The organism is Flavobacterium sp. RSSA_27, from assembly GCF_051547125.1.
In the GTDB taxonomy this organism is placed as follows: Bacteria; Bacteroidota; Bacteroidia; order Flavobacteriales; family Flavobacteriaceae; genus Flavobacterium.
Window position 1 is genome coordinate 46,435 of the sequence record NZ_JBPTTN010000005.1, and the last position, 26,586, is coordinate 73,020.

24 protein-coding genes are annotated in these 26,586 nt (G+C 34.9%); 12 read left to right on the plus strand and 12 right to left on the minus strand.

All coding sequences use genetic code 11. The features are described from left to right. Window positions 1–318: 318 nt before the first annotated feature. Both ACSVH5_RS08040 and ACSVH5_RS08045 read left to right on the plus strand, forming a co-directional pair. Window positions 319–1,002: a cell division ATP-binding protein FtsE gene (locus ACSVH5_RS08040; RefSeq protein WP_438060926.1), complete on the plus strand. Its 684-nt coding sequence runs from the start codon at window positions 319–321 to the stop codon at window positions 1,000–1,002. Beyond that, entirely contained in the window at window positions 1,002–1,895 is an 894-nt protein-coding gene (locus tag ACSVH5_RS08045; protein ID WP_438060927.1) for a glycosyltransferase family 2 protein, read from the plus strand. The genes ACSVH5_RS08040 and ACSVH5_RS08045 overlap by 1 nt, the downstream gene beginning before the upstream one ends. Here the strand turns inward: ACSVH5_RS08045 and ACSVH5_RS08050 are convergent. From ACSVH5_RS08050 to ACSVH5_RS08060, 3 genes are read right to left on the minus strand one after another with little or no spacing between them, the layout of a single operon-like run. Further along, the gene (locus tag ACSVH5_RS08050) at window positions 1,875–2,969 is read right to left on the minus strand and encodes a glycosyltransferase family 4 protein (RefSeq protein ID WP_438060928.1); all 1,095 of its coding nucleotides are present in this window, start codon (window positions 2,967–2,969) and stop codon (window positions 1,875–1,877) included. The two genes, ACSVH5_RS08045 and ACSVH5_RS08050, sit on opposite strands and share 21 nt — an antisense overlap. After that, the gene (locus ACSVH5_RS08055) at window positions 2,966–3,364 is read right to left on the minus strand and encodes a sugar 3,4-ketoisomerase (RefSeq protein ID WP_438060929.1); all 399 of its coding nucleotides are present in this window, start codon (window positions 3,362–3,364) and stop codon (window positions 2,966–2,968) included. The genes ACSVH5_RS08050 and ACSVH5_RS08055 overlap by 4 nt, the downstream gene beginning before the upstream one ends. Next, window positions 3,354–4,472, minus strand: coding sequence for a glycosyltransferase (locus tag ACSVH5_RS08060; RefSeq protein WP_438060930.1), 1,119 nt, complete (start codon window positions 4,470–4,472; stop codon window positions 3,354–3,356). Before ACSVH5_RS08060 ends, ACSVH5_RS08055 begins: the two co-directional genes overlap by 11 nt. 44 nt (window positions 4,473–4,516) lie before the next feature. Between ACSVH5_RS08060 and ACSVH5_RS08065 the strand changes: the two genes are divergently transcribed. After that, the gene (locus tag ACSVH5_RS08065) at window positions 4,517–5,419 is read left to right on the plus strand and encodes a glycosyltransferase family 2 protein (protein ID WP_438060931.1); all 903 of its coding nucleotides are present in this window, start codon (window positions 4,517–4,519) and stop codon (window positions 5,417–5,419) included. Between the two features lie 260 nt (window positions 5,420–5,679). Here the strand turns inward: ACSVH5_RS08065 and ACSVH5_RS08070 are convergent, their stop codons facing one another. The 5 genes from ACSVH5_RS08070 to ACSVH5_RS08090 are packed head-to-tail and all read right to left on the minus strand — an operon-like array spanning window position 5,680 to window position 10,187. Continuing rightward, the gene (locus ACSVH5_RS08070; protein WP_438060932.1) at window positions 5,680–6,894 is read right to left on the minus strand and encodes an O-antigen translocase; all 1,215 of its coding nucleotides are present in this window, start codon (window positions 6,892–6,894) and stop codon (window positions 5,680–5,682) included. Window positions 6,895–6,947: 53 nt separating this feature from the next. After that, a complete protein-coding gene (locus ACSVH5_RS08075; RefSeq protein WP_438060933.1) occupies window positions 6,948–7,520 on the minus strand; it encodes an acyltransferase in 573 nt (190 codons plus the stop codon). Then, window positions 7,520–8,629: a DegT/DnrJ/EryC1/StrS family aminotransferase gene (locus tag ACSVH5_RS08080; protein ID WP_438060934.1), complete on the minus strand. Its 1,110-nt coding sequence runs from the start codon at window positions 8,627–8,629 to the stop codon at window positions 7,520–7,522. Before ACSVH5_RS08080 ends, ACSVH5_RS08075 begins: the two co-directional genes overlap by 1 nt. After that, window positions 8,626–9,576: a FemAB family protein gene (locus ACSVH5_RS08085; RefSeq protein WP_438060935.1), complete on the minus strand. Its 951-nt coding sequence runs from the start codon at window positions 9,574–9,576 to the stop codon at window positions 8,626–8,628. The genes ACSVH5_RS08080 and ACSVH5_RS08085 overlap by 4 nt, the downstream gene beginning before the upstream one ends. A gap of 2 nt (window positions 9,577–9,578) precedes the next feature. After that, window positions 9,579–10,187, minus strand: coding sequence for a trimeric intracellular cation channel family protein (locus ACSVH5_RS08090; protein WP_438060936.1), 609 nt, complete (start codon window positions 10,185–10,187; stop codon window positions 9,579–9,581). 156 nt (window positions 10,188–10,343) lie between these two features. Between ACSVH5_RS08090 and ACSVH5_RS08095 the strand changes: the two genes are divergently transcribed. The 8 genes from ACSVH5_RS08095 to ACSVH5_RS08130 all read left to right on the plus strand — a co-directional run bounded on the left by ACSVH5_RS08095 (window position 10,344) and on the right by ACSVH5_RS08130 (window position 21,092). Then, window positions 10,344–11,129: a TrmH family RNA methyltransferase gene (locus tag ACSVH5_RS08095; RefSeq protein WP_438060937.1), complete on the plus strand. Its 786-nt coding sequence runs from the start codon at window positions 10,344–10,346 to the stop codon at window positions 11,127–11,129. A gap of 68 nt (window positions 11,130–11,197) precedes the next feature. After that, window positions 11,198–12,748, plus strand: coding sequence for a serine hydrolase (locus ACSVH5_RS08100; protein ID WP_438060938.1), 1,551 nt, complete (start codon window positions 11,198–11,200; stop codon window positions 12,746–12,748). Window positions 12,749–12,906: 158 nt separating this feature from the next. Next, window positions 12,907–15,129, plus strand: a complete 2,223-nt coding sequence (locus ACSVH5_RS08105) for a RelA/SpoT family protein (protein ID WP_438060939.1) — start codon at window positions 12,907–12,909, stop codon at window positions 15,127–15,129. Window positions 15,130–15,212: 83 nt separating this feature from the next. After that, on the plus strand, window positions 15,213–15,671 hold the full coding sequence (locus ACSVH5_RS08110) for a Fur family transcriptional regulator (RefSeq protein ID WP_438060940.1): 459 nt from the start codon (window positions 15,213–15,215) through the stop codon (window positions 15,669–15,671). 78 nt (window positions 15,672–15,749) lie between these two features. After that, on the plus strand, window positions 15,750–17,021 hold the full coding sequence (locus ACSVH5_RS08115) for an adenylosuccinate synthase (RefSeq protein ID WP_438060941.1): 1,272 nt from the start codon (window positions 15,750–15,752) through the stop codon (window positions 17,019–17,021). A 58-nt stretch (window positions 17,022–17,079) separates the two neighbouring features. Next, window positions 17,080–17,700 carry a GDP-mannose pyrophosphatase NudK gene (gene nudK / locus ACSVH5_RS08120; protein ID WP_438060942.1) on the plus strand — a complete coding sequence of 207 codons (621 nt, stop codon included), beginning with the start codon at window positions 17,080–17,082 and terminating at the stop codon, window positions 17,698–17,700. 289 nt (window positions 17,701–17,989) lie between these two features. Next, entirely contained in the window at window positions 17,990–19,078 is a 1,089-nt protein-coding gene (meaB, locus tag ACSVH5_RS08125; protein WP_438060943.1) for a methylmalonyl Co-A mutase-associated GTPase MeaB, read from the plus strand. Between the two features lie 85 nt (window positions 19,079–19,163). Then, the gene (locus ACSVH5_RS08130) at window positions 19,164–21,092 is read left to right on the plus strand and encodes an LTA synthase family protein (RefSeq protein ID WP_438060944.1); all 1,929 of its coding nucleotides are present in this window, start codon (window positions 19,164–19,166) and stop codon (window positions 21,090–21,092) included. Between the two features lie 74 nt (window positions 21,093–21,166). Here ACSVH5_RS08130 and ACSVH5_RS08135 read toward each other — a convergent pair whose 3' ends face one another. From ACSVH5_RS08135 to ACSVH5_RS08145, 3 genes are all read right to left on the minus strand, one after another. Next, window positions 21,167–21,397, minus strand: coding sequence for a hypothetical protein (locus tag ACSVH5_RS08135; RefSeq protein WP_024982332.1), 231 nt, complete (start codon window positions 21,395–21,397; stop codon window positions 21,167–21,169). Between the two features lie 141 nt (window positions 21,398–21,538). Next, on the minus strand, window positions 21,539–22,444 hold the full coding sequence (locus ACSVH5_RS08140; protein WP_438060945.1) for a prohibitin family protein: 906 nt from the start codon (window positions 22,442–22,444) through the stop codon (window positions 21,539–21,541). A gap of 70 nt (window positions 22,445–22,514) precedes the next feature. Continuing rightward, window positions 22,515–23,897, minus strand: coding sequence for an MATE family efflux transporter (locus tag ACSVH5_RS08145; RefSeq protein ID WP_438060946.1), 1,383 nt, complete (start codon window positions 23,895–23,897; stop codon window positions 22,515–22,517). Between the two features lie 203 nt (window positions 23,898–24,100). On the opposite strand from ACSVH5_RS08145, the gene ACSVH5_RS08150 reads away from it, so the two are divergent. Next, a complete protein-coding gene (locus tag ACSVH5_RS08150; protein ID WP_438060947.1) occupies window positions 24,101–24,940 on the plus strand; it encodes a DUF6929 family protein in 840 nt (279 codons plus the stop codon). 280 nt (window positions 24,941–25,220) lie between these two features. Here the strand turns inward: ACSVH5_RS08150 and mtaB are convergent, their stop codons facing one another. Further along, window positions 25,221–26,549 (minus strand): tRNA (N(6)-L-threonylcarbamoyladenosine(37)-C(2))-methylthiotransferase MtaB, encoded by a 1,329-nt coding sequence (gene mtaB / locus ACSVH5_RS08155; RefSeq protein WP_438060948.1) that lies wholly within the window; start codon window positions 26,547–26,549, stop codon window positions 25,221–25,223. Window positions 26,550–26,586: the final 37 nt, after the last annotated feature.

Consider the following 26,586-nt stretch of genomic DNA (forward strand, 5'->3'; position numbering starts at 1 on the left):
GAATCATAATTAGGAACAGAAAAATAAGGCCTTTTTGGAAACATCGTCCTGCTCTACACTATATCTTTTGTTTCGCTATCGCTTCACAAAAGGATGCCGTTTCGATCAGGGTTAAAAGCCAACATTAAGGCATTTTTGGATGCATTAAAATTCGACTTAAACTTCCCTAAATTACTTTACAAAAAAAACTAAAGCCTTTCGCTATTACCATTACACAACGAAGCAACAATCAAACTGATGATTTTAGCTCATTAGCTTCGAATTTATTTTGAATACAAAGGCTAACTTCTTACTTTTACGCAATAAATCACTTCAATCATGTCACAAACCGTATTAGCTTTACACAACGTAACCATTTATCAAGAAGGAAGAACCATTTTATCCGATGTTAATTTAGAGGTAAAACATGGTGAATTCATCTACTTAATAGGAAAAACAGGTTCAGGAAAAAGTAGTTTACTCAAAACCTTATACGGTGACTTACCTTTAACAGAAGGTACTGGACACATTGTAGATTACAATTTAGAAACCTTAACCGAAGAAGAGATTCCTTTTTTAAGAAGAAGAATCGGAATTGTTTTTCAAGATTTCAAACTCTTACCAGACCGTTCTATAAATGATAACATGTTGTTTGTACTCAAAGCAACGGGTTGGACAGATTTGAACGATATGAATAACAAAATCGAAGAAGTGCTTACCAAAGTAGGGATGCAAGATTTTGGTAACAAAATGCCGCACCAACTTTCTGGAGGAGAACAACAAAGAGTTGCTATTGCAAGAGCTTTGCTTAACGATCCTGAATTCATTCTTGCCGATGAACCTACTGGAAACTTAGACCCACAAACCAGTGCCGAAGTACTTGAGGTACTAAAAACCATCAATGCTCTTGGCAAAACCATCATTATGGCCACTCACGATTATGCGTTGTTAATGAAATACCCTTCTAAGACCTTAAAATGTGAAGACACCAAAATTTTTGAGGTAGTTCAGCGCACGGTATAATGCTTTCTATTCTTATTCCGGTATACAATTATGCGGTATTTCCATTGGTTTTGGAAGTACACAAACAATGTATTGCCGCCGGAATACCGTTCGAAATCCTTTGCCAAGACGATTGTTCTTCCTCATTTATCGAAGAAAATCGTACTGTTGAACAATTATCGAATTGTACATTTTCACAAAACACAGTCAATTTAGGTAGAGGAAACAATAGAAATTTACTGATTCAAAAAGCACAATTTGATTGGTTACTGCTTTTGGATTGCGATATGTTTCCAAAAGATTCATTTTTTATCAAAAACTATCTTTCGTTTATACAAAAACCAATGTCGAATTTGGTCTTTGGAGGCATTATATATCATCCCAAAAAGCCTCATAACTCACAATTGTTACGCTGGGTATATGGTCAAAAAAGAGAAGCTTTATCTTGTGAATTCAGGAATAAAAAACCTAACAGCCGAGCACTCACTTCGAATTTAGTCATACGAAAAGAAATTGCAATGAGCCATCCATTTCCTGAATCGGTAAGCGATTATGGGTATGAAGACTTGTCTTTTCTATCGAATTTGGGGCAGCAGAACATTACTGTTTTTCATATTGACAATCCTACTTTTCATCTTAATTTAGAAACCTCCACTCAGTTTTTGGCTAAAACAGAAATCGCATTGCAAAACTTAGTCATGTTGATTCAAACGAAAACAATAAAGCCCAATGAAAGTAGAATTATAACAACATTTTTATGGGTCAAAAAACTACATTTGATACAATTGACGGCTTGGCTTTTTCAACAAACCAAAACAGTTACTACAAAAAATCTATTGTCTGACAATCCTTCGTTGCAACTTTTTGACTGGTACAAGTTGGGCTATCTTTGTCTATTGCAAACGCTCAAATAAGGTCTTCCACTGCAACATAATCGCATCCAAATCATATTCCGAAACACTTTGCCGAGCGCTGGCTCCCAGCTTTTTTCTTAAATCTTTATCCTCAAAAAGCAAGGCTAATTTCTCTGAAAAAGCGGTTGCATTACCATCCTCAACCAAAAAACCATTTACACCATCCGTTATAATTGACCTTGGACCTACTGGGCAATCGTACGCCACACAAGGCAAACCCGCAGCCATAGCCTCAAGTAGCACCAAACCCAATCCTTCAGAACGAGAAGTCATCACCAACACCGAAGCCTTTGCATATAGCGTAGCAACTTCCGAAACTGGAGGATAAAAACGAACGGAAGAAGCAATTCCTAAAGCATTTGCCAACGGAATCAGATTTTCTTCAGGAGAAAGCGTTCCATAAATATCCAGTTTCCAATCAGGATGCTTTTGAAATACCAAAGACCAAATCTCCAATAATCTATCGAGTCCTTTTTCGTAGGAATTACGGCTAACAGCTAGTACTTTTTTAGCATCTAACAGAGCTGGTTCTTCTGATTTAAAAGACAATGGATTAGCAATAATCATACTGTTTTTAGTATTCCATTCTTGGGCACTTTCTTTATTCAACACCACAAAAACATCAAAAGTTTTAGCGCCCAATTTTTTAATAGAAACCCCTATTCGAAACCATAATCGAGAAAAAAAAGGAAATGCAAAAGGTCTTTCATTGACATACTTTGAGCCATGACATTCAAAAATCACAGGTGAGTTCTTACCAATTAAAAAAGGAACCAAGTAGCCTTTCAATCCATTATCAGCAACAATAATACTATCGGGTTGCACTTGTGATATAATCGTTTGCAATTGCTTTTTGTAAGCATAAATCGCAGTCAAAAAATGGCCTTTTCGTTCGATATCATGCCAAACAATTTGCGCATTAAATTCAAAAAAAGGATGCTCATACCCTTTATTTTGCGTCATAATATGCACTTCGTACCCAAAATTTTGAATGAAATAGTCGGTTTTGGTAGCCAGCACTTTTGCAACCCCACCCGCTTGATTGACCGAAGGAACTAAATACAGTAATTTCATTTTTTAGTTTCCAAAAATTGTGGATAGTCTCGAATATAATCCGATTCTTCAAAAACATCCGATGCCAAAACCAAACAAACAGAACCCGAAGAAAAATTTTGTAATTCTCTCCAAATCCCTGTCGGAATCAGTAATCCCAACGAAGGTTTATTGAGCAAAATTGTTTTTTTCTCAAAACCGTCATCCAAAACTACCTCAAAGCTTCCGCTGAGAGCAATCAAGACTTCTTGTTGTTCAATATGAGCGTGTCCACCCCTAAAAGCACTACTAGGCACATCAAACAAGTAATACACTCGCTTAAAATCGAAGGTTAGGATATCATTTTGAATAAATCCTAAATTCCCACGGGTGTCTTCTACTACTGGGATTTTTATAAACTCATAGTTATTTGGCATGTTCTTTTATTCTAGCAATTAACAATTCCCATTGTGGACCAATTTTACTAATATCAAATTTTTTAATACTTTCAAAAGCATTTTTTTTACAGTGAAGATAAAAATCATTTTCGTCTTCCATTTTATTTATTGCTTTTACTAATTCATTAAAATTCTGGTTATCAACCAAAATTCCATTTTCTCCATTAACGATAATTTCATCAGGACCTGAAAAACAATCGAATGCAATTACTGGTGTTTCACAACATAATGATTCTAGAATTACCATGGGAAATCCTTCAAACAAACTTGATTGTACTAAAAATTTTGCGTGTTTAACAATCTTATAAGGATAAGCAATTTGCCCTATAAAATGAATTAATTCAGAAACTGACTTTTTTTTGGCTAGATTTTGCAATCGTTCTAATTCAGGTCCAGAACCCACAATTACTAAATGAATATTTTTAATTGGTAGCACAGATAAACAATAAGCCTCTATAAGTTTATCAAACTGTTTCGTATCAGCTAATCTACCAACAGCAACAATATAATCAAAATCGTAAGTTTCTATCTTTTCAGAAAAGCACTTTTCTTTTATAAAATCAATGTCTATGGGATTATAAATTGTTTGAACATTAGTAAAATTCAAATCCGAATTAATCTTTTTTTCCAATCTTTTTGAAACCGTAATGATTTTATCAAATTTTTTAAAAAAATAATTAGACAAGAACTTGTACTTAAACAAATAACTATGATAACTTCCGCTATGAACAGTTTGAATTCTTGGAGTTTTGTATATGAATTTATAAATAAAAAACTCTTGGAAATAAACCACTCTAAAGCGAAAATCAATTAAAATATCAAATTCATTATTCTCAATATACTTTTTAAACTTATAAAATCGTCTAATTTTATTTAGCAAATTATTAGATTTATTCCTAAGAGCCCCAACATTAAATAATTCTCCTCCATATGAATAAGTAATTTCATCTATCATTATGAGTATATGCACATCATGATGATTATTGTGAAGATATTGAGACAAAGTAGACAAAACTCTCTCTGCGCCTCCATTACTTAACTTATATCCAACTAATGCTATTTTATATTTATTTGGAGAAACATTCATCGCATTTAGTTATTTTTGGCCAAATTTAATAAAAGAATATAGATTTGAATTCAGAAAAACCTTTAGTCAGCATTATATGTCATTGTTTTAATCATTCTAAATTTATTTTAGAGACTTTAAAATCAGTTCTAAATCAAACCTATAATAACATTGAAATTATTGTAGTAGATGATTTCAGTACCGATAACTCTGCTGATGTTATTTCTTCTTTTATAGTAAAACATCCTGAAATTAAATTTATTCAAAATCAACGCAATTTAGGAATTACAAAATCATTTAATAGAACTCTTAAAAAAACTAAAGGAAAATACATCATTGATTTAGCAGCAGATGATCTTTTACTACCAAATTGTGTAATGGAACAAGTTCATTGTTTTCAGAATTCATACTATCAAAATCTTGGAATAGTTTATGGAAATGCCGAATTAATTTCTGAAAACGGCAATTTTGAAGATTATTTTTTTGAAGTAAACTCGAATAAAAAAGTGATTAAAAAACGACCAACAGGAAGAATTTATGAAAGTATTATAACATCTGGAAAGACTTTTTGTTCAGTATCTGGAATGGTCAAGAAAGAAGTTTTTGATTCTTTGAATGGATATGATGAACTTTTAGAATACGAAGATTTTGATTTTTGGATTCGTGCATCAAGAAATTTTGACATTGACTTTATTGATGCACCATTAATTCAAAAAAGAATTGTTGCAAATTCATTAGGAAGTAATTTTTTCAAAAAAACAGACGCTCGTGCTAAAAGAATGAATCATTCCACCTTTTTAATTTTGAAAAAAGCATTGGCTCTTAACCAAACAAAAGAAGAAGATTTGGCTTTACAAAAAAGAATAAATTATGAAATTGTACATACTTTTAAAATGAATGATTTCAGACTATTTTTCAAAAATCTAGGATTACGTATAGTACTTTATAAAAGAAGGTTGATTCACTAATAGATTTTAAATTCTTTCAACCAGAAACCCATTCTATTTAGGTATTCTTACTCTTATTAAACCGTTTATAATTATATCTTCAACAACAAATAAATGTGCTATAATTGAATACGTATTTGAAACATCTACTAAAGGATTACTAATCAATAAAGATTTTCATATAAATAGAATTAAACCTAAGATATTAATACTCAACAGCAAATAAATTAACAAACAGTATCACATAAAATCGCCCAAAAGTACCTAGCCGCTTGGAAGCTTTAAATCTTTGGTAAAAACAATTTCCTAAACACTATTAAAACTAAAATAAAACCTAAAGCACTAGCGCAGCAATACGCTTGAATCGCTCCTTCATATCCCCGAGTTTTTATCCAATACAGTGATAGTAGTAAATAGCTTAGATTAAAAGTTATTTCAAGAAAAAAATAAACTTTGAGTCGGGCTTTGACCAAAATTTGGTACCCAAAAGCTAAGGTTAATATTTTAAAAAAATCACCGATAAACTGCCATATCAATACCGTTTTTATTTTCAAGAATTCAGCAGTAAAAATTAGTTCTAAAACCCACTCTTTCAAAAAAAACAAAACGAGTAACATTATCAAAAACAAAGGAACAAAGGTCGAAAAATACCCCATAAGTTCTTGCTTAAATTCGGATTCGGTTTCTAACGAAGCTAGTTTAGGCATATAATACAATGACAATCCAGCGTTAAAAAAATGCATATAAAAACTCGATAATTTTGTAGTAGCCTCCCATAAACCAGCTTCAGGTAACGAATATCCAGCTGTTATGGTATCACGAATTAAAAGCAAAGTTAAAGGAACAATTATAGCCGACAGCAACGCCATTGCCGAAAACTTTTGAATGGAAATTAGATATTCTTTTTTTATTAAAAACCGAAGCTTAAATTGAAAAAAGCGTTTGTCTTTTACGACAAAAACAAAAGTAGCAAGCACCATAAGTAGTTCACTTAAAGCAATCGCCCAAATCGCTCCATCAATTGCTTCAAAATAAATTAAACTTATTGTTACAATAAAAACCAAAACAGAAGACACCAATTGTACTAAAACAATAGTTTTGAATTGTTCCAAACCATTATAAATGGCTAACCAAAATGTAGTAAGCAATACCAAAGGCAAAGACAAACCCACTATTCGGATTGGAGTTGTCCATTGGTTGGAATAAAACAAAAGCTGTCCGATAGTCTCCGCAAAAAAGAAAACACCAATGGCTAAAAAAGAAGAAATAATAATAAAAACAGAAAGAAAAGTAGCATACAATTCCGAAAGTGCTGTTTTATTTTCTTTGTTTTCAGCCACCAATTTCACCAGTGAGGTACTAATCCCAAGTGTTGCAACGGATTTTAGCATAGCACCTAAGTTTCTAAAATTACCTAGTATAGCCATTCCGGAAGGCCCTAAGAAAACAGCGACCAACTTGTTCGAGATAAATCCCAATACAAAAGTGACTCCCATTGAAAAGGAATTTAGAGTTAACACTCTAAGCAACGTATTTTCTCTTGGGATTTTCAATGTGGTAACATTCTAATTATTCGAGCAGGATTACCCGCAACAATTGCATTTTTTGGCACATCCCGAGTCACTACAGTTCCATTTCCTATTACTGCATTTTCTCCCACAGTTACTCCTTTAAGAATGGTTACATTCGAACCAATAAAAACATTATTTTCTATGACAACAGCTTGTCCAGAAGGCGGCTGATTTCTATTATTAAATGCTAGCTCATGCCCATCATTATCCATAATAGAACAATTGACACCAATTAGTACATCATTACCAATAGTAACTTTAGCATAAGTCACTATCGAGAACCCATTGTTTATGGCAACATTTGAGCCGATTACAATCTCTGATTCTCTGTATCTGGCTTCTAAGTAGGTGTAATGAGAATAAAAATTAGGAGAAGAAATTACCCCAATTTGTACATTTTCTCCAAATGAAATCTTTCCTTCGCCTTTTAGCAATAAAGGATGATGTAGTATAGGATTTCCTGAAACTCTCTTACAATCCGATAACAATTTGTACTTTATGATGCGTAAGTTCACAAAACAAAATACTTTTATTTTAGAAAAAATACTCATTAATATTGGTTTAATGCATTAATAATAGCACTAACTTCTTCGTCCTCAAGAGCTGGATGTAATGGCAAACTTAAAATTTCTTCATGAATTTTTTCAGTGATAGGAAACGAGAGCGAATTCATATATTCTAAAGCCTTTTGCTTATGCGGCGGAATGGGATAATGAATCGCTGTTTCAATGCCGTGTTCTAGCAAATAAGCTTGTAATTCGGCTCTTTTTGGAGTTCGAATCACAAACAAATGGAAAACGTGATTATTAGAAAAATCCCAAAATGGTAAGATAATCTTATCGTTTTTAATTTCGGTCAAATAGCGTTTGGCAATAGTTCTTCGCTTTTCGTTATCTGCATATAAGTTGGATAATTTCAGGTTCAAAAAAGCGGCTTGAATTTCGTCTAATCTCGAATTAACACCAACAAACTCATTCTGATATTTTGTTTCGGAACCATAATTTCGGAGGGATTGTATCACTTTCGCCAATGGAGCATCATTAGTAACAACTGCTCCTCCATCACCCAAAGCTCCTAAATTTTTACTCGGATAAAAACTGTACGCACGAGCCCATAGTTCGGTTTTGGAATTTGGAATTTCAAAATTAGAATTTCTTTCTATTCCGTGAGCCTGAGCTGCATCTTCGATAACTAATAAATCATTTTGTTCAGCAATTGTGTGAATACGCTCCATCTCTGCTAACTGTCCGTATATATGAACCGCCAAAATAGCTTTTGTCTTTGAAGTTATCTTTTCTGGAATCAAATCAGGGTTAATGTTGTAAGTTTCCAATTTGGGTTCAACTAAAACAGGAACCAAATCAGCAGCTAGAATAGCTAAAATACTTGCGATATAAGTATTGGCTGGCACAATAACTTCATCCCCTTTTTGCAATTTCCCTAATTGAATATAGGCTTTAAAAATCAAAGTCAAAGCATCCAAACCATTGCCCACACCCACACAATGTTCCGACTTACAATAGTTTGCAAAATTATTTTCGAAGGTTTCGACTTCTTTACCTAAAATATACCAGCCTCTTTCTAAAACCGATTTCAATTGATCTTGAAATGCCGTTTCATAGCGTTCGTTTATTTTTTTTAAGTCTAAAAATCGTATCATTTTAGGGTGATTTTATAAAAATCCTGATTCCATACGGTGCAACCCAATTCTTCTTTTTGCTGTAATAGGCCGCTATGAAATCCTTTTTCGCCAGAGTCATTTACAATTCCCATATCAAAAAAATGCTTGCCTCTTTTTTTAAAAATATCCAAAAGGGAAATAAATAAAAAATCCAAAGCACGGTATTTTTCACCTTTTTTAGAAGTAGCACCGTACTGCGATTTTACTCCGTTTTCAAATTCAAAAATGGTTATTCCTGCAATAATTTTATCTTCTAAATATGCAGAAAATTGTTTGATATTTTTGGGAAATCTTTCGTGAAGCAACTGAATTTCAGCCAGACTATGAACTGGTTTTACACCATATTTTTCACCTAACCTTGGTTCCAAAATTTTTTCCCAAAAAGGTTGAAAATTGGTTTCTTCTACCACTCGTAATCCCAATAATTCTGTACGTCTAAAGTTCTTTAATTTACTTTTAGAAATGGGGATTTCTTGATGCAATTGCGCCACCATATTCATTTCTTTTCGGTATAGTTGCGCTCCTTTTTTCATCAAAAAAAAGTCAATCGCTGCGTTACCTTGTCCTAAGTAAAATGAAGGAATTGGATGCAAATAAAAATATTCTATACGCTTACTTTTGAAAAAATCAAACAACAAATTTAGAATCAATTCTATCCTTTCTATTTTTAACTTGGAAGTATGAACCAATCCACCGTAAGTTAATCCTTGATGCGAATAAACCTTATTTTCAATTCTATTGGCTGGCAAGACTGCGACCAATTTAACTTTATCAAATACTAACAGTGAAAAATCTTCAAACCGTTCTTTATGGTACTCCATAAAATCCCTATGAAACAAAAATGTAGCATTTTTAGCGGCACTCACAAAGGTGTTCCAAAGCTCGTAATCGCTTTCTTGATAAGGCCTTATACTATATTTTTTCACATTTATTTTAATTTTAAATCCAATGTAGGCAACGACCAATTGAATTTGACCACCAACAATCGAACAATGATAATTACCAAAGATGTTACTAACTGAATGAATTCATCAGGTACGTTTTCTTTCTTTAGTACAAAAAAAACAATTCCTCCCAAAATACAAATGGTAGCATAGATTTCTTTTCTGAAAATAACTGGAATTTCATTACACAAAATATCGCGAATAACTCCTCCAAAACAAGCCGTCATAGTTCCCAAAGCAGTACAAATGATAGGATGTAAACCGATGCTAACCCCTTTTTCTAAACCAATAAGCGTAAAAACCCCCAAACCAATAGTATCGAATAAAAACAAGGATTTGCGCAATTTATCGAATCTTTTTCTGAAAAGAATCGCCAAAACATAACCAATAAAAATCACGTAAACATAATTGAGATTGAGCATCCACCCCACGGGAGTTTTGCCAATAAGCACGTCTCTTAAGGTACCGCCGCCAACAGCAGTGACAAAGGCAATAATCAATATCCCAAAAGGGTCCAATCGTTTATTCATTGCCGTAAGTGCTCCCGATAAAGCAAAAGCCATAGTCCCAATAATATCTAATAAATAAAACATGTTGCTCTTATTCGTTTACTCTTAAACAATGTTGTTGCTTTTTGAAGAAAACAAAATTAAAGAAATACTTATTAAATAACTGCAGTAATCTTTAAATATCCCAATTCAAGTGTATTCTAAGTAATACTCTGTGTATATTTGTCATTAAAAAAAAGCTTGAAACAAATTACTTCCATACAGAATCCGTATATCAAATCCTTGGTTTTATTACAGGAAAAAGCCAAAGCTCGCAAACAAACTGGCACTTTCTTGATTGAAGGACAACGAGAAATTAGCATTGCCATAAAAGGAGGCTACGAAATTGAAACCTTATTATTTGTTCCCGAAATTTGTGCTGAAAGTCAAACCAAACAATTGGCTCCAAATGCAGATTTAATCGAAATTACTTCCGCCGTTTATGAAAAGCTAGCCTATAGAGATTCTACAGAAGGTGTCTTGGCTGTAGCCAAAACCAAATCGACATTGTTATCGGATTTAAAACTTTCCGAAAATCCGTTGATTCTAGTTGCAGAAGCTCCTGAAAAACCTGGCAACATTGGCGCATTGTTGCGAACTGCGGACGCAGCTAATTTGGATGCCGTAATCATTGCCAACCCCAAAAGTGATTTATATAATCCAAACATCGTTCGTTCGAGCGTGGGTTGCTTGTTTACCAACCAAATCGCTACTGGAAGTACCGCTGAAATTATTGCCTTTTTGAAAGCAAAAAATATTAATTTTTATTGTGCTACTTTACAAAACTCCAATAGCTATCATCTTGAAAATTACACGACTCCAACCGCTTTGGTAGTGGGAACAGAAGCTACAGGATTGACGCAAGAATGGCGCGATGCGGCCACACAAAATATTATCATCCCGATGCAAGGCGAAATTGATTCGATGAACGTTTCGGTTGCTGCGGCTATTTTGATTTTCGAAGCCAAAAGACAAAGAGGGTTTTAGATTTTAGATTCTAGATTTTAGATTTTAGATTTTTACAAGATGAATAAAAATACCATAAATAACCAAAAATGAAAAAACAATATTTCTCCTTATTCCTAGTATTTGCAAGTGTTTTCAGCACTTTTGCTCAAATTACCTCAGAGCAAATCGACCAAGTAACCGAGAAAGCCATTCAAACCTTTAATGTACCTGGAATTGCCGTAGCAGTCGTAAAAGATGGCAAAGTAATTCATTCCAAAGGATATGGCGTAAAATCTATTTTGACCAAAGAAAAAGTAGATGGCAATACCTTATTTGGGATTGCTTCCAACAGTAAAGCCTTTACCACATCCGCATTAGCCATGCTGGTTGAGGAAGGAAAGCTACAATGGGACGATAAAGTAATTCAGTACTTGCCCAATTTCAAAATGTACAATGACTATGTTACCAACGAATTTACCATTCGAGATTTAGTAACGCATCGAAGTGGATTAGGACTTGGCGCGGGTGATTTAATGATTTGGCCTGACGGAAGCGATTTCACTTCAAAAGATATCATCGAAAATCTACAGTACTTAAAACCTGTTTCTGGCTTTAGAACCAAATTTGATTACGACAATCTTTTGTACATCGTGGCTGGTGAAATTATTCACAAAGTAAGTCAGCTGAGTTGGGCTGATTTTGTAGAGCAACGCATGATGAAACCTCTAGAAATGAACAATAGTGTAGCCTCATACAAAAGGTTAAAAGATACTACAAACGTAATTGCTCCACACGTTCCTGTAAACGGTCAATTAAAAGTAATCAAGCCATACACCAATCAGCTTTTTGATGGGGCAGCGGGTATTTATTCTAGCGTAAATGACTTGAGCAAATGGGTGCTTTTGCAACTCAACAAAGGAAAATACGGACCCGAAAACAAAGCTTTATTCTCTGAAGCGCAGCAAAATGAAATGTGGCAATTACAAACCATCATTCCAGCTACCACTCGCCCACCTTACAACACTCACTTCAATGGTTACGGATTGGGATGGTTTTTGAATGATGTTAAAGGATATAAGCAAGTTTCACATACCGGAGGTTTAGAAGGCAATGTCACTCAAGTAACACTACTTCCAGAGCTACAATTAGGGATAATTGTTCTGACCAATCAACAAGAAGGAGCAGCTTTTACAGCGATAACCAATACGATTAAGGATAGTTATTTAGGTATTCCTGCTCAAGACTATGTAACGCTGTATCATAATCGCATCAAAGCCAATGTTGCTACTGCCGACAAAGTGACCGAAGAAGTTTGGACTACTGTTGCAAAAAACAAAAAAGACAAAGTAAAAACCGATTGGAAATCTATTGTTGGAACTTACAAAGACAATTGGTTTGGTACCATTGAACTTTCAGAAAAGAAAGGAAAAATTTATTTTCAATCGAAACGTTCTCCGCAATTAGCTGGCGAAGTTTTCTTTTACAAATCAGGTAATCTTGTGGTGAAATGGAACAATGCTTTTTTCAATGCAGATGCCCATTTATTCCTAGAAAATGATGCTTCAGGAAAAACGATTGGCATCAAGATGAAACCAATTTCAGACTTAACGGATTTTAGTTATGATTTTCAAGACTTAGACTTCAAAAGAGTCAATTAGTCGCCATCAAAATATTTTATTTTTGTCCGATAAAAAATGATTGTGCTTTTTTTATCGGACAAGTTACTTTTAAAAGCTTTTAAATAAACTTTATTAGTCAATTTCGCCTTGCAAAAATGGGATTTATTGCTTAGTTTTAGAAATTGAACCATGCCGTTATGACAGAATTAGAAATAGAGAAAGAAAACAAAGCGATTGCGCAAGAATACAAAGAATTATTGCGCATTAGTTACCAAACTTTAACACCTACCGACAAAAAACTGATTCGAAAAGCCTTTGATGTAGCCGTTGATGCACACAAAGACCAAAGAAGAAAATCAGGAGAAGCTTATATTTTTCATCCCATTGCTGTGGCGAAAATCGTTGCTTCTGAAATTGGTTTAGGTGCCACCTCTATTGCCGCTGCATTGCTGCATGATGTTGTAGAAGATACACCCATTACTGTACACGACATTGAAAAACTTTTCAATCCAAAAGTAGCGCAATTGGTTGAAGGACTTACCAAAATTTCTTTGGTTCAAAAAGACCTAAACGCCTCCATTCAAGCTGAGAATTTTAGAAAAATGATTCTTACTTTGAATGATGATGTCCGAGTAATCTTGATTAAACTTGCGGATCGCTTGCACAACATGCAAACCATGGATTCGATGCGCGAGGACAAACAAACCAAAATCGCATCTGAAACACTCTATATTTACGCACCCTTAGCGCATCGATTAGGTCTATACAATATTAAAACCAAGTTAGAAGATTTGGGTTTAAAATATACCGAACCCGAAATTTACAATGAAATTGTTAGCAAAATAAAAGAAACTAAAGAAGAGCAAGATGCCTACATTAAAGACATCTCAGATATTTTAAAAGATTCCTTAGACAAAGAAGGAATCGATTATATCATTAAAGGCAGACCAAAATCCATCTACTCTATTCGTAGAAAAATGCGTGCACAAAACGTAAGTTTTGATGAAGTCTATGACAAATTTGCACTCAGAATCGTATACAAATCAGAGCCTAACGAAGAAAAATTTCTGGCTTGGAAAATCTATTCTATAGTTACTGACCACTACAGACCAAGTCCAAGTCGATTGAGAGATTGGATTTCGTCCCCTAAATCTACAGGTTATGAAGCTTTGCACATTACGGTTATGGGACCAAGAGGACGCTGGGTTGAAGTGCAAGTGCGTAGTGAAAGGATGGACGAAATTGCAGAAAAAGGGTATGCAGCACATTACAAATACAAAAACGGCGCTACCGAAGAAAGCGGTTTAGACGTTTGGTTGAATTTACTAAGAGAAGCTTTAGAAAATTCTGAAACAAATGCAGTAGATTTTGTCGAAGATTTCAAAATGAATCTCTATTCTAAAGAAATTTTTGTGTTTACCCCAAAAGGAGAAATCAAATCATTGCCAAAAGGTGCTACTTCGTTAGATTTTGCCTTTAGTATTCACTCTGAACTAGGGATAAGAACAAGAGGAACACGCGTTAACGGAAAGTTAGTGCCTTTGAATTACGAACTCAAAAGTGGGGACCAAATTGAAGTTATCACCTCTCAATACCAAAAACCAACCGCTAACTGGTTGGATTATGTAACTACTTCAAGAGCCAAAACAAAAATTAAAAACGTTCTTAACGAAAACACTAAAAAAATTGGTGAGGAAGGAAAAGAAATTCTAACACGTAAACTCAAACATCTAAAGATTACTTTAAATGAAAATGTAACAAATGAATTGGTGAATTTTTTCAAACTTAAAACCAGTTTGGATTTGTATTATAGAATTGGTATTGGCGCCATTGAAAATCAGCAATTGAAAGAATTTGCAGCCAAAAAAAGCAATACATTCATTAATTTCTTTAAAAATAAAATTAAGCGAAATCAGAAAAACACCGCCGACATTGATATCAACAAACCAGAAATCAACAGCAATTACGATTTATTGGTTTTCGGTACAGAACATGACAAGTTAGATTACAAACTAGCACCATGTTGCAATCCAATTCCTGGTGACGATGTTTTTGGTTTTGTCACTATAAATGAAGGAATAAAAGTGCATAAAAAAGATTGTCCAAACGCCATCGGAATGCAATCCAACTACGCCTATAGAATCATGAGTGCCAAATGGATCGATTCTACTCAGGAAGAATTCAAAGCCCTTTTGGACATTACAGGAATGGATGTACTTGGTTTGACAAACGAACTTACTAAAGTGATTTCAAACAATATGCATGTCAACATACAAAGTATTTCATTGAGTACCAATGCTGGGCTTTTTCATGGTCAAGTAGCTGTAATTGTACAGAATAACACCATTCTTAAAAAAATGATCAACAACATCAAAAAAATTGACGGAATTGAGAAAGTGACTAGAGTATATCACACATAAAAACAAGCTGAAGTACTATTTATTAAGAAACTTTAAAACTAGGGACTTTAATCTTTAAACAAAATAATTTATCTTTGCCAGATATGACACTCATCTCCACAGAAAACAATAAAAATCAAGAAATTGTAAAAAATGTTTTTACGATGTATCTTGAAAATAAAGGACATAGAAAAACGCCTGAGCGGTATGCTATCCTTCAAGAAATCTACAATAGTGAAGAGCATTTTGATATCGAAAATTTGTACATCAAAATGAAAAACAAAAATTATCGTGTGAGTAGAGCGACACTATACAATACCATAGAATTATTACTAGATTGTGCATTGGTGCGTAAACACCAATTTGGTCAAAACCAAGCACATTATGAAAAGTCCTATTTTGATAAACAACACGATCATATCATTATGACCGATACAGGAGAAGTCATTGAGTTTTGTGATCCAAGAATTCAATCCATCAAAAAAACAATTGAAGAGATTTTTGACATTGAAATCACCAATCACTCGCTGTATTTATATGGCAACAAAAAGAAAACAGAATAATTTTTATCGACTATAAAGAAGACTGGACAACACAAGCGTTGTCCAATTCTATTTAATTAACAACAAACAATACACATAATGACCGTAGATTTATTATTAGGATTACAATGGGGGGATGAAGGAAAAGGAAAAATTGTAGACGTACTAACCTCTAATTATGATATCATTGCCCGTTTTCAAGGAGGACCAAATGCTGGACATACTTTAGAATTTGATGGCATCAAACATGTTTTGAGAACCATACCTTCTGGAATTTTCCACAAGAACTCTATTAATATTATTGGAAATGGTGTAGTGATTGATCCTGTGGTTTTTCAAAAAGAAATAGAAGGTCTTCAGAAATTTGATATCGATATCAAAAGTAAATTAATCATTTCTAGAAAAGCGCATTTAATTTTACCAACCCACCGTTTGTTAGATGCAGCTTCTGAAGCGGCAAAAGGAAAAGCGAAAATCGGATCTACTTTGAAAGGAATTGGACCAACGTACATGGACAAAACAGGTAGAAATGGTCTTAGAGTTGGAGATATCGAATTAGAAGATTTCGCTGATCGTTACAGAGCTTTGGCAGACAAACACGAAGAAATGATTAAATTCTATGATGTAGCTATTCAGTACAATTTGGCTGAAATGGAAGCCGAATTTTTTGAAGCTATCGAAGAATTGAAAAAATTAGATTTTATTGATAGTGAAGACTATTTACACCAAGCGCAAAAAGCAGGAAAATCTATTTTGTGTGAAGGGGCTCAAGGTTCATTGTTGGATGTTGATTTTGGAACCTATCCATTTGTAACTTCATCTAATACTACAGCTGCTGGAGCTTGTACAGGTTTAGGTATTGCTCCTAACAAAATCAAAGAAGTATATGGAATTTTCAAAGCCTATGTTACACGTGTAGGTAGCGGTCCTTTCCCAACTGAATTATTTGATGAAGACGGAGCTACTATGGCCAGAATTGGTAACGAATTTGGATCGGTTACTGGAAGACAAAGACGTTGTGGCTGGTTGGATTTAGTAGCATTAAAGTACGCCGTACAAGTAAATGGTGTAACCCAATTGATGATGATGAAAGGCGATGTGCTTTCTGGATTTAACACCTTAAAAGTGTGTACAGCTTACCAATACCAAGGAAAAGAAATCACTCATTTCCCATACAATATCGAACCAGAAAACGTAACTCCTGTATACCAAGAATTCAAAGGTTGGGCGCAAGATTTGACAGGAATGACCACTTATGAGGAATTACCAAAGGAATTAAAAGAATACATTGAATTTATAGAAAAAGAGGTAGAAGTACCTATAAAAATAGTATCTGTTGGACCAGACAGAAAGCAAACTATTTTGAAATAAAAACCAAACGCTCTGAAATTTCAGAGCGTTTTTTATAACAACCAAAAAAAACCTAACTATGTCAAATCCGAAATACAAAATAAAAGAGACCGAATTACTATCCGACAATTGGTATATTTTGAACAGGGTCACTGTTGATTATCAAAAAAAGGATGGCACCTGGGATACACAAAAACGAGAGGTGTACGATAGAGGCAACGGAGCTGCCATATTGTTGTATAATGTTCAAAAAGGGACTGTAGTTTTGACACGCCAATTTCGATTGCCTACTTATATGAATGGAAACAAAACAGGCTTGTTAATTGAAGTATGTGCGGGTTTACTTGACGAAGAGGATCCAGTAGCTTGTATCATTCGCGAAACCGAAGAGGAAACAGGCTATCGCCTTTCATCGGTACGAAAAGTATTCGAATCGTATATGTCACCTGGAGCTGTAACAGAGATTTTACATTTTTTTGTTGGTGAATACGATGCAAGCATGAGAGTGAGCTGTGGAGGCGGATTGGATCAAGAACATGAAGAGATTGATGTGATTGAAATTCCGTTTGAACAAGCGTACTTAATGATCGAAACTGGACAAATAAAAGATGCCAAAACGATTATGCTTTTGCAATATGCCAAAATTAATACGCTTCTCCCCAATTCCACACGACTCTCTGAAGACTACATCAACGAATAATTTTTTTTTTGCCAACTGAAAAGCCTTATTTTTCTGAGTAGCCCTGATAGGAACGGCATCCTCCTGACTTGTGACCGAACAAGGCAGGAGATATAGTGGATAGCAGGAAACCTGCCTCCCGAAAAAGCCAATTGTTTAGCTCCAAAAAAACTTTACTATCAAAATTAATCTTAAGGTTTGTTTTGCAAGAGCAATGAATAAGAGGTTTTTCATAAGTAACTATTTTTACATTTATTTTTACATAAACCCATAAGATTTAATTAATTTTACTAAGTTAATCTTTCTTATCTTGTCTCTACCATATCAAAAAAAATCAACGCTACACGAAGTTCCGGGTATTCCTTCACCCGAGAGTGTTAGCATTGTAGCGGCTAACACCATTCAATCGTTTCGAAAAAAAACGCCTACTCCTGCGGAATTAGTTGAAGGGATTTTGGCTGGTAACATTACTGCTTTGAGCCGTGCGATTACAATAGTAGAAAGCACCAACCCCAAGCATTTGAGTCAAGCCAACGAAGTCATCAATTCGTGTTTGTCGCACGTAAAAGAATCCGTTAGAATTGGCATTACAGGTGTGCCTGGTGTTGGCAAAAGCACTTTTATTGAAGCCTTTGGGAAACACTTAACGAGTTTAGGCAGAAAAGTGGCAGTTCTCGCCGTCGACCCTAGCAGTACCATTTCGCACGGAAGTATTTTGGGCGATAAAACCCGAATGGAGGAATTGGTGAAAGATAAAAATGCTTTTATTCGACCTTCGGCATCTGGGGAAACCTTGGGCGGTGTAGCGCGAAAAACTAGAGAAACCATTACTTTGTGCGAAGCTTTTGGCTTTGACACCATTATCATCGAAACCGTTGGTGTTGGCCAAAGTGAAACTGCGGTACACAGTATGGTCGACTTTTTTTTATTGCTAAAAATTGCTGGAGCAGGCGATGAATTACAAGGCATCAAACGCGGTATTATGGAAATGGCCGATGCGATAGTCATCAACAAAGCGGATGGCGACAATATCCGCAAATCAAATTTGGCAAAAGTAGAATTCAACCGTGCTTTGCATCTTTTTCCAGCCAAAAAATCGGGTTGGACACCAACTACAACTACTTGCAGTGCTATAACAAAAGAAGGAATTCCAGCCATTTGGGAAACCATTTTGAGCTACATAGGAACCACTCAAGCTAATCAGTATTTTTTTGAAAAAAGAGCGGCACAAAACCAATATTGGATGCTCGAAACCATCAATGAGTATTTGAAAAACCATTTTTACAATCATCCAGAAATAGTTCCACTACTAGAAAAAAATAAAGAAGCCGTGGCCAATAATGCGCTTTCTCCCTTTGCTGCTGCACAGGATATTTTGGATACCTACTTCAAAAAATAACTTTTTTTCTTTTGGTTTATGCATACAAAAGCATTACAATTCTTTCACTAAATAGTATTTTTGCGCCACTAAATTTTAATTTCTCTTGAAAAAAATAGCCCACTTAAAACCAATTGTAAACTTTTTGTTACTTGGTTTATGCATCACTACACTGAGCCGAATCGTTTTATTTTTTCTTTTTAAAGAACGTGTAGTTGCTACCGAAAATTACGGGTATCTTTTTCCTATCGGTCTAAGAATGGACATGATATTACTGTGTTATATTTCGCTACTTCCAGCTGTATTGATTAGTCTTTTTCCAGAAAAATGGGTATACAAAATCCAGTCATTTTTGACGGTTTACTTTATCTTTTTCCTCAGTTTATTGCTGTTCTTTGAATTGGCAACACCAAATTTCATCGCACAATACGACACACGTCCTAACCAACTCTTTATTGAGTATTTGATTTACCCAAAAGAAGTGATTGGAATGTTATACAAGGGCTATTTGCCTTCTATTTTGGCTACCATCGTTTTTTTGTTGGCCTTTATTTATGCATTAATTCGGTTTAGAAAACAGCTTTTTGGAGTTGGAAATACGTCTTACAAAACCAAAATACTCCTATTTCCTTTAGTCGCTTTTTTATTGTTTTTTGGTGCGCGTTCTAGTTTGACTTCCAAAAGACCAATAAATGCTAGCAACGCCATTTTCTCTACAGACCAATTAACGAATTGTTTGGGATTGAACTCCTTTTACACGCTTGGTTTTGCTGTGTATTCCTTAAAAAATGAAGGAAACTCCGATAAGATGTACGGAAAAATGAAACCCGAAGAAGCCATTCCTCGCGTAAAAAGATATATGGATGCAAAACCAGAAGATTTTGTTGATGCCAATTTTCCTTTACTGCACAAAAGCAAATCCGATACTATACTACATAAGCCTTACAATATTGTTATCATTTTGGAAGAAAGCTTAGGCGCAGAATATGTGGGAAGTTTGGGTGGGTTGCCTCTAACACCAGAATTTGATAAATTAACCAAAGAAGGAACGCTTTTTACCAATATGTACTCCACTGGTACTAGAAGTGTCCGCGGAATTGAAGCCGTTGTTACTGGTTTTCTGCCTTCGCCATCAGAAAGTGTGGTCAAACTGAATAACTCTCAAAAAGACTTTTATACCATTGCTAGTTTATTGAAAGCAAAAGGATATGACACCAGTTTTATTTATGGCGGAATGGCCAACTTTGATAATATGGGTGCTTTTTTTAACGGAAACGGATTTAGCACCATCATTGACGAACCGCAATACAACCCTAAAACTAGTGCTTTTCACGGCACTTGGGGTTGGTCTGATGAAGATGTAATGGTAAAAGCCAATACGTATTTCAAAACACTAAAAGACAAGCCCTTTGTATCACTCGTTTTCTCCTCTTCTAATCACGAACCTTTTGAGTTCCCTGATGGCCGAATTCAGTTGTACGAAAAGCCTAAAAACACCGTACATAATGCAATGAAATATGCCGATTATGCTATTGGAAAGTTTTTTGCATTAGCCAAAAAAGAGGCCTATTACAAAAACACCATTTTCTTGGTCATTGCCGACCACAACACTAGAACTTACGGAAAACATTTAGTGCCTATTCATAAATTTCACATACCCGCTTTGTTGATTGGTCCCAACATTCCAAAAAATACCAAATATGAAAAATTGTGTAGCCAAATTGACATCCAACCAACCACATTGAGTAAAATTGGAATGAATGTTATCACGCCAATGCCGGGTCGAAATCTGTTCCGTTTGCCTGCTACAACCCAAGGAAGAGCAATTATGCAGTTTCACGATGTGAATGCCTTCCGAGTAGAAGACCAAGTGGTTATTATGCAACCCCATAAAGAACCTTTGCAATTTAAAGTTTCAAAAGATACTATCTTTACTCCAGTACCTCTCAACAAAGAACTGGCAAAAGATGCGTTGAGTCATGTGATTACGGCTTCGTATTTGTACAAAAAGAGTAAATACTCAACCCAAAAATAAAGTAACTAACCAAAAAAGGGTAGTGTTTAACAATTTCACACTACCCTTTTTTCTATTATGAGATTAATTCCAACTTATTCCTCTTCAAATCGTGCTATTTCGCGGTCATAAAACGCATTAGCTTGTTCGATTAAGCCTTCCATTTCGGCGTTCAATTCGGCTTCGTCTAGGTCTTCTGGTTCTTCTAAAAACTCTACCTCATCATCTTTAAGATTAATGATAAATCTTGGATAATCCATATGAATGATAAAGATATCGTCTGGAAAGTCGGTATTGTCGCCTAATAAAAATTTTGGTAATTCCATTTTTGTTTGTTGTTTATTGTTCGTTGTCTATTGACTATATTTTACTTCTAAGCTATGCAAAGCGTATAACTTTTTACAAATTTAAGCATTCAGTTCGTAACAGTTAACCGATTAAACAAATAACCGATTAACCTCAAAAAACTATTTATCTGAAAGAATCACTGGTGCGCTACCTTTTCCCATAAAAATAATTTTGGTGTTGGGTGAAGTAGCGATTTCTTTTTGCGCTTTGATTTGTTCGTATTGCAATTGTTTATCAGTAAGCCCCATAGAAATGATGCGTTGGTAATCTGCGATACCTTGTGCTTCTACCCTTTTTCGTTCCGCTTCTTGTTTTTCTTTTTGCAAAACAAAAGTCATTTTTTGAGCATCTTGTTCTGCATTAATTTTACTTTCGATGGTTTTCTTTACAGATTCTGGCAAATTGATATTTCGAATCAACAATTGCTCTAACACCAATCCTCTAGATTTAAAATCGGCTTCGATACTTTTGAAAATACGTTGTTGGAATTCATTTCTTTTGGTTGAATACAAAGCCACTGCATCATAATAAACAGCGTTGTCACGAATACGGGTTCTGGTTACTGGACGTACAATTTTGTCGGTGTAGCTTTCTCCAATTCCTTTCAAAATTTTGGGTGCTTCATTTGGGATTACACGATACAAAACCGTCAAGTCAATAACAACCTCCAATCCGTCATTGGATAAAACTCTGATGGCGTCATCACCTTCAAGAGCCCCTTCGTTGTGAACCGCTGACATCGTATAGTTTTGTGTTTGTACATCAAAAACAGTAATATCCAAAAGCGGATTAATAATATGAAGTCCGCTCTCTAGAATATCAGGTTGTACACTACCATAAAGCGATTTCACACCTACTTTACCAGCGTCGATTTGTTTGAACATCGAAGAAAAAACTCCGATTAGCAATACTACAATACCAATAATTTTTAAAAGATTAGAAAATTTAGATAAAGGATTAGCGTTGTTGTTTACAGAAAAACTAACGACTAACAAAATTATTCCGAGAATAATAAATACTATCATTTTTTTAGGTTTAGTTGATATGCTTATTATACGAGGAAATAAAGTAGAAGTTACATTTATAAGAAAAACTTTATTCGGCTGTGTTCAAAAGAACCAGTTTTTTGGTCAAACGAGAAAATCGAATGTATAAAAATACAGCCGCCGCTGTTAATCCCGCCAATAACCCAATCCAAATTCCTACCACCTTTAAATCTGTATATTTTCCTAAGTAAAAGGATACGGGAAATCCAACAATCCAATAGGCTACAAAAGTAATGTACATTGGAATCTTCACATCTTGAAGCCCTCTCAATGCTCCCAAAACAACCACTTGAACCCCATCTGAAATTTGAAAAACTGCTGCAACCAACAGCAATTTAGCCGTAATCATTATAATTTCATTGTTATCGGCCAATTGAGAAACATCGGCAGTATTCAAGAATAAATGTGGCAAATAATTATGGAAGACAATAAATAAAATGGCAAATAGCGATTCAATCAGTATCGCCAATAAAAAAATAGAACGGGCTACAACAATTAGTCCTTTAAAATCGGCCGCTCCTTTGGCGTGACCGACACGTATCATTGCTGTTACATTCAATCCCATTGCGACCATAAAAGTTGAGGAAGCTAAAATTAAAGCAATTTGATTGGCCGCTTGGCTATTCTTCCCCAAAGTTCCTGAAAGCCAAATCGCAGCGGTAAACAAGGTCACTTCAAACAACATTTGCATCGCTGAGGGCAAACCTAGACTGATGATTTTTTTTAATATCGTTTTTTTTATTTCTTTAAAGGTAAAATTTTTAAAATAACTTTTCATGACAGTATTTTGCTTCATTATATAATGCATAAAAATCACCATCAAAATTCTAGAAATTACGGTACCTAAAGCCGCTCCTACTATCCCCAATTTTGGAAAAAACCATACGCCATAAATCAAAACATAATTAAAGAAAACATGCACTACATTCGCAAAAAAGATGGCATACATTGAATATTTGGTTTGTGATAATCCATCGGCAAATTGTTTGTAGCCTTGATAAATGATTACAGGAATCAACGAAAAAGCCACCCAATCAATATATGGTGCTGCCAAAATCACTACTTCTTTGGGTTGATTCATAAAATACATCAGTTGCTTAGACAAGACGGTCAAAGCAAACAAAACAATACCCAAAACAGTACATAATAGTAATCCATGATGAAAGATAGTACGAATTTTCTTTTTGTTTTTTTCAGCGTCGGCCTCTGCAATCAAAGGCGTAATGGCTGTAGAAAAACCAATACCAACAGAGAGCGCCAAAAAAATAAAACTATTGCCTAACGAAACCGCTGCCAATTCCGTTGACCCCAAATTACCAACCATATAATTATCGACAATACCAATTAAGGTATGCCCTAGCATTCCTAAAACTACAGGATAGGCTAATTTTATATTATAAGAAAACTCTTTGGTATATTGGGAAAAGTTCATTCTTTGAATTTTTTAAGGATCGCAAAGGTACTTTTTTTATTAAACTCTGCTTTGTTTTTTAAAATGAATAAAAAAAAGTAATCACAAAATAGGTTATTTTTGAGGAGCTATTTCCAGCTATACGCTATATCTTACTAGGCGAACACCGCCTAGTAAGGATGCCGCTTCTATCTGGGCTAGCAATCATTTTCAAAACACATTGTATGGAAAAATTCACACTCGAGCTTTTATTTCAAATCATAGGAATTGGCTCTGCTTCTGGTCTTATTTTCAAATCACCTTCCTTATATGTTATTGGTGATAACAGCGGCTATTTGTACGAATACAATATCGAAGCCAAAGACTTGCAGCAACACGCTATTATTGAAAACGCCAGCGCAAATATTGCCAAAAAAGACAAACCTGATTTTGAAGCTATCACGAGTTTTGAAGACAAATTGTATGTTTTTGGTTCGGGTTCTACTCACAAACGCAACAAAATGGCAGCAATAAACACAACCGAAAAAGAGGTAAAAACCAACGATTTGACAGATTTGTATGGCGTGATGCAAAGCTTTGGTCAAATTAAAGCCGATGATTTTAATCTTGAAGGTGCTATCTATACAGGAAAAGAATGGCTACTTTTTAATCGGGGGAACGGAAAGAAGGGCAAGAATGTGATTTTTACGATTTATGGTAAAAACCTAATCAACGAATTTAATATGATTAGCAACGAGTATAAGTTGCCCAAAATTAATGGGGTGCGCAGTAGTTTTACCGATGCTGTTTTGGTGGATACTAAAATTTATTTTTTGGCTACTGCCGAAGATACACAATCGACGTATAATGATGGTGAAGTAAAAGGAAGCTTAATTGGTGTAATAGATGTGGCAACCATGAAACTAGAACTTACACAAAAAATAAGCGATACCCATAAATTCGAAGGCCTTACCCTCTATCAGAATTCGGACAAAACCTTGGAGTTTTTGTTATGCGAAGACAAAGACTCTGAGGTATTGGAAACGAATATTTATAAATTGGTCCTTGATAAGAATAAGCTTTGATTGTAAAATTAACACGCTCATGAAAAGGTAATTTTTGCCTTTTGAACCCCGATTGCAGAGGAAATCCTTTTTTTATTTACACCTGACAGGTTTTAAAAAACTGTCAGGTGTAAAAAAAGAGTATAACAAAAGCAGAACAACTAGTGATTAGAAACAAAATAGTGTCGCTTCAATTAATAAACAATACTCTTAGAAATAAAAAACCATTAAGAAAATAAGAAAACTAAACCTTTCGCTTCATCAACTTAATCCCTTAATGGTAAAAAAAAAATCGTATCAATTATACCTCAACATTCAAAAACTCCATACGAACGCTTCCGTCTTCGTCTATTTTGGTTAATTGAATATCATGCAATGTGTTTACTAAAGCTGGGTCCCATGGGGTTTTCACTTTTACATAATTTTCGGTAAATCCGTGAATGTATCCTTCCTTATTTTCGCCCTCAAACAAAACGGTTCTTTGGGTACCCAATTGACTTTCGTAAAAAGCACGGCGTTTCTTTACTGATAAACCACGTAACATTTTGCTTCGTTTGGCACGAACGTTATTAGGAACCACGCCTTCCATCACAGCTGCCTCGGTATTATCGCGTTCTGAATAGGTAAAAACGTGCAAATAAGAAATATCTAAATCATTCAAAAAATGATAAGTTTCTAGGAAATGCTCATCGGTTTCTCCAGGAAATCCTACGATTACATCTACACCAATACAAGCGTCTGGCATTACTCTACGAATATTGGCAACTCTGTCGGTATACACTTCACGTTGGTAACGACGTTTCATTTTTCCCAAAATCTCATTACTTCCAGATTGCAAAGGAATATGAAAATGTGGTACAAATGTTCGGCTTTTGGCAACAAAATCAATCGTTTCGTTTTTCAACAAATTGGGTTCGATAGACGATATACGAAGGCGTTCGATTCCCTCTACTTCGTCCAGTGCTTTTACCAAATCAAGGAAGGTATGTTCGTGTTTTTTGTTCCCGAACTCTCCTTTTCCGTAATCGCCAATATTCACACCCGTAAGCACTATTTCTTTGATTCCTTGTTGCGAAATTTCGGCAGCATTTTTTAATACATTTTCTAAAGCATCACTTCTAGAAATTCCTCTCGCTAATGGAATTGTACAATAAGTGCATTTGTAATCGCAACCGTCTTGTACTTTCAAAAAGGCTCTTGTTCTATCGCCAATAGAATAACTGCCTACATAAAAATCGGCTTCGGCGATTTCGCAAGAATGTACTTGACCAAAATCGTTTTTTGATAAATCGTTAATATAATCTGCCAATTTGAATTTTTCGGTGGCGCCTAGAACCAAATCTACACCGTCAACATCGGCGAGTTCTTCTGGCTTTAATTGTGCATAACAACCCACAGCGGCTACAAAGGCTTTGTCGTTTAGCTTCATCGCTTTGCGCACGACTTGCTTGAATTGTTTGTCTGCATTTTCTGTAACGGAGCATGTATTGATAACATACATATCCGCTACTTCTTCAAAATCCACCCTTTCAAAGCCTTCTTCTTGAAGATTTCTCGCTATGGTTGACGTTTCTGAAAAGTTCAATTTACAACCCAGCGTATAGAAGGCCACACGTTTTTTATTTTCCATAAGATAGCTCAATTAATGAAATCGTTGTCAAAAAATT

Bases quoted from the DNA above. Each gene is read 5' to 3' on its own strand.
- ACSVH5_RS08140 (WP_438060945.1), bottom strand. From the start codon at position 22,444: ATGATAGTATTTATTATTCTCGGAATAATTTTGTTAGTCGTTAGTTTT.
- ACSVH5_RS08070 (WP_438060932.1), bottom strand. From the start codon at position 6,894: ATGGGAGTCACTTTTGTATTGGGATTTATCTCGAACAAGTTGGTCGCT.
- nudK (WP_438060942.1), top strand. From the start codon at position 17,080: ATGTCAAATCCGAAATACAAAATAAAAGAGACCGAATTACTATCCGAC.
- mtaB (WP_438060948.1), bottom strand. From the start codon at position 26,549: ATGGAAAATAAAAAACGTGTGGCCTTCTATACGCTGGGTTGTAAATTG.
- ACSVH5_RS08135 (WP_024982332.1), bottom strand. From the start codon at position 21,397: ATGGAATTACCAAAATTTTTATTAGGCGACAATACCGACTTTCCAGAC.
- ACSVH5_RS08040 (WP_438060926.1), top strand. From the start codon at position 319: ATGTCACAAACCGTATTAGCTTTACACAACGTAACCATTTATCAAGAA.
- ACSVH5_RS08115 (WP_438060941.1), top strand. From the start codon at position 15,750: ATGACCGTAGATTTATTATTAGGATTACAATGGGGGGATGAAGGAAAA.
- ACSVH5_RS08145 (WP_438060946.1), bottom strand. From the start codon at position 23,897: ATGAACTTTTCCCAATATACCAAAGAGTTTTCTTATAATATAAAATTA.
- ACSVH5_RS08100 (WP_438060938.1), top strand. From the start codon at position 11,198: ATGAAAAAACAATATTTCTCCTTATTCCTAGTATTTGCAAGTGTTTTC.
- ACSVH5_RS08060 (WP_438060930.1), bottom strand. From the start codon at position 4,472: ATGAATGTTTCTCCAAATAAATATAAAATAGCATTAGTTGGATATAAG.
- ACSVH5_RS08075 (WP_438060933.1), bottom strand. From the start codon at position 7,520: ATGAGTATTTTTTCTAAAATAAAAGTATTTTGTTTTGTGAACTTACGC.
- ACSVH5_RS08080 (WP_438060934.1), bottom strand. From the start codon at position 8,629: ATGATACGATTTTTAGACTTAAAAAAAATAAACGAACGCTATGAAACG.
- ACSVH5_RS08050 (WP_438060928.1), bottom strand. From the start codon at position 2,969: ATGAAATTACTGTATTTAGTTCCTTCGGTCAATCAAGCGGGTGGGGTT.
- ACSVH5_RS08105 (WP_438060939.1), top strand. From the start codon at position 12,907: ATGACAGAATTAGAAATAGAGAAAGAAAACAAAGCGATTGCGCAAGAA.
- ACSVH5_RS08090 (WP_438060936.1), bottom strand. From the start codon at position 10,187: ATGTTTTATTTATTAGATATTATTGGGACTATGGCTTTTGCTTTATCG.
- ACSVH5_RS08110 (WP_438060940.1), top strand. From the start codon at position 15,213: ATGACACTCATCTCCACAGAAAACAATAAAAATCAAGAAATTGTAAAA.
- ACSVH5_RS08045 (WP_438060927.1), top strand. From the start codon at position 1,002: ATGCTTTCTATTCTTATTCCGGTATACAATTATGCGGTATTTCCATTG.
- ACSVH5_RS08055 (WP_438060929.1), bottom strand. From the start codon at position 3,364: ATGCCAAATAACTATGAGTTTATAAAAATCCCAGTAGTAGAAGACACC.
- ACSVH5_RS08150 (WP_438060947.1), top strand. From the start codon at position 24,101: ATGGAAAAATTCACACTCGAGCTTTTATTTCAAATCATAGGAATTGGC.